Genomic DNA, 3,279 nt, shown 5'->3' on the forward strand with positions numbered 1-3,279 from the left:
GCCGGGCGCCGTGAAGGGCGAGCCGCCAAGCCGCATCGAGCCGCAACTCGCCACCCAGGCGCCGAAGCCGCCGGGCGGCGAAGGGCCGGCGGAGAAAACGCGCGAACTCTGGCTGCACGAAATAAAATTCGACGGCTACCGCACCATGGCGCATGTCGTCGACGGCGAGGTGCGCCTGATCACCCGCGGCGGCATCGACTGGACGAAACGCTACGGCGATCTCCCTCAAGCTTTTTCGCGCCTGCCGGTGAGCCAGGCGATCATCGACGGCGAGATCATGATGCTCGACGATAAAGGCATCTCCCGCTTCGCGCTGCTGCAGGACGCGCTGGCCGAAGGCGCCGGGTCCAAATTGCATTTCTACGCTTTCGATCTTCTCCACCTCGACGGCTGGGACCTGCGCAAGGCGCCGCTGCAGACGCGTAAGGCGCTGCTTGCCGAGCTGCTCGCCGGTCAGGCCGCCAACTCCGCCATCCAGTTCAGCGACCATGTCGAGGGCGATGGGCGCGGGCTCTACGAACAGGCGACGGAACTGGGGCTCGAGGGCGTCGTCTCCAAACGCGCCGACGCCATCTACCAGAGCGGTCGCACCAAGAGCTGGACCAAGGCAAAGGCGCTCAAGACGGACGATTTCGTCATCGCCGGCTATACCGTTTCCGACCGGGCGGAAGGGTTGGCGGCGCTAGGCATGGCCGAGTTCGTCGACGGCGAACTCCATTATCGCGGCAAGGTCGGCACCGGCTTCGACCGCGACATGGCGACGGACCTGCTCGCAAGGCTGGAGCGGCTGACCGCCGGCGCCACGCCGCCCGAGGGCGCGCCGCGCGAGATCATGCGCGAGATGCACTGGGTGAAGCCGCTGCTGTCGGCTCGCATTCACTACGCCAATCGCACCGCCGACAATGCCTTGCGCCACGGCGTCTTCCGCGGTCTGCGCGATGTCGGCGGCCTCACCACGCCGGTGCCGGTCAAGCGCAAGCGGCTGATCGCGGAATCCGATCTCGCCACCATCTGGGTGACCAATCCCGAGCGTCGGCTGTTCGGCAAGACCGGACCGACCAAGCTCGACATCGCCGTCTATTACGCGCTGGTCGGCGATTTCATGCTGCCCCATATCATCGGCCGGCCGGTGTCGCTGGTGCGCTGCCCGACCGGCAAGCCGCAGGACTGCTTTTTCCAGCGCCACGCCTTCACCGGCATGCCGCCTTCGGTGGCGGTGTTCGAGAGCACCAATTCGGAGGGCGAGGCCAAGACCTACCTCTCGGTCGAGGATGCGAAGGGCTATCTGGCGCTGGCGCAGTTCGGCGTCGTCGAGTTCCACACCTGGGGCACGCACCGCGCCAAGCTCGACAAGCCCGACCAGATCGTCTTCGACCTCGACCCCGGCGAGGGGATTTCGTGGCGTGAGGTGGTGGAGGCGGCCGTCCACATCAAGGGTGGGTTGGAAAGCCTAGGCCTGGTTCCTTTCGCAAAGACCTCCGGCGGCAAGGGCATCCACATCACCGTGCCGGTGACGGAAAAACAGAACTGGAAGAAGCTGCACCAGGCCTCGAGCGCCATTTCAACTTTTCTCGCCGCGACCGCGCCCGACACCTTCACCACCACCATGGGAAAGGAAAACCGCAAGAGGCGCATCTTCATCGACTTCCACCGCAACGCCCGCGGCCACACGTCCGCCGCCCCCTATTCGCTGCGCGCCCGCACCAACCTGCCTGCCTCGACCCCGGTAAGCTGGACGGACCTCGAAGCGATCGACGCGCCGGAGGATTTGAACTACGCCTCGCTGCCTGGATTGCTCGAGACATCGGGCGACCCGTGGGCGGAGATCGATGAGTTTGCACGGGATTTGCCGGTGGTGCAGCCCTAGTTTCCTCGCCCCCACGAAGTGGGGAGAGGTGGCCGCGCAGCGGTCGGAGAAGGGGCAGCGCCGGCGAATGTGATCAAGGCGCCAGAAAGCATTCAGCTTTGCGCCATTCCCCCTCTCCGTCTCGGCTTCGCCGAGCCACCTCTCCCCGCCTTCGCGGGGGCGAGGAAGGGGGCGGCGCCCATCGACGCTTCCTACAATTTGAACTATTCTCCGCGCCAACCCGCCCCCAAAAACACTTCGCTAGGGATTTCGCGGTACCATCAGGGGTCGGTGTAGGATTTCCACGGCGCCAATCGTCCCACGGACGAAAAGCGCTGCAGCGAGCATGATCCCGAAAAGTGGGAACCGGTTTTCGGATAAGATCATGCTCAAGCTAAAATGTCAGTGCATGGCCGCGTAGGAGTTCATCATGGCGCCCAGGGCAAGTTGGAAAGGTTACCTCAAGCTCAGCCTCGTCAGCTGTCCGGTCCGGCTCTATCCGGCCACCAGCGCGAGCGAACGCATCTCGTTCAATCAGCTGCACAAGAAGACCCACAACCGCATCAACATGAAGCCGGTGGATCCCGAGCTCGGCCTTGTCGAGCGCTCGGACCTGGTCAAGGGCTATGAATACGAGGACAAGCAGTACATCATCATCGATGACAGCGATCTCGAGGCGGTCCGGATCGAATCCAACCACACGATGAACATCGAGGCTTTCGTCGATGAGAGCGAGGTCGATGTCATCTATCAGGACTCGCCCTATTATCTCGCTCCCGACGGCGCCATGGCCGAGGAGACCTTCGTGGTGCTGCGCGAGGCGATGCGCAAGTCCGGCAAGCTGGCGATTGCGCGTCTGGTTCTCTCCAGCCGCGAGCGCGTGGTGACGATCGGCGCGCGCGAGAACGGCATGTTCGTCTGCACCTTGAGAAACCCGAACGAAGTGCGCGGCACAGCTGAATATTTCGGCAACATCCCGGCCGGCAAGCCGGACCCGGAAATGCTCGATCTCGCCCAGGCGCTGATCAAGCAGAAGGAAACCCATTTCGATCCGAAGAACTATGAGGATCGCTACGAAGTGGCGCTGATGGCGATGATCCGCGAGAAGCTGAAGGGCCACAAGCCGATCATCGCGGCAGCACCGGAGCGCGGCAACGTCATCAACCTGATGGACGCGCTGAAGGCGAGCCTGTCGCAGTCGGCCAAGCCGCCGGCCAAGTCGAAGAGCAAGGCCGAGGAGGCGCCGGCAAAGCCCGCCAAGAAGGCGGCCGCGGGCGGCGGCGCGCCTGAGAACCCGCTGAGGGCGAACCTGTTGAAGGCCGTCGGCAAGAGCAAGAAGTGACGGGAGGGCCGGTGATCGTTCCCGGCGCCGTCTTCGGCGTCGTCGGCGCGCTGGCCGCCTTTCCGTTGCGCCTCGCCGCGCGCGAGGTCGA

Annotated in this window: 2 protein-coding genes; both read left to right on the forward strand. The window is 64.4% G+C overall.

From position 1 onward, the window contains the following. A partial coding sequence (gene ligD / locus DH10_RS31085) for a DNA ligase D (protein ID WP_192385697.1) occupies nt 1-1,867 on the forward strand: 1,867 nt, incomplete at its 5' end. A gap of 409 nt (nt 1,868-2,276) precedes the next feature. Continuing rightward, complete coding sequence (gene ku, locus DH10_RS31090) at nt 2,277-3,188, forward strand: non-homologous end joining protein Ku (RefSeq protein ID WP_192247387.1); 912 nt, start codon at nt 2,277-2,279, stop codon at nt 3,186-3,188. Nucleotides 3,189-3,279: the final 91 nt, after the last annotated feature.

The sequence above is a fragment of the Mesorhizobium silamurunense genome (genome assembly GCF_014843825.1).
Taxonomy (GTDB): domain Bacteria; phylum Pseudomonadota; class Alphaproteobacteria; order Rhizobiales; family Rhizobiaceae; genus Mesorhizobium; species Mesorhizobium silamurunense.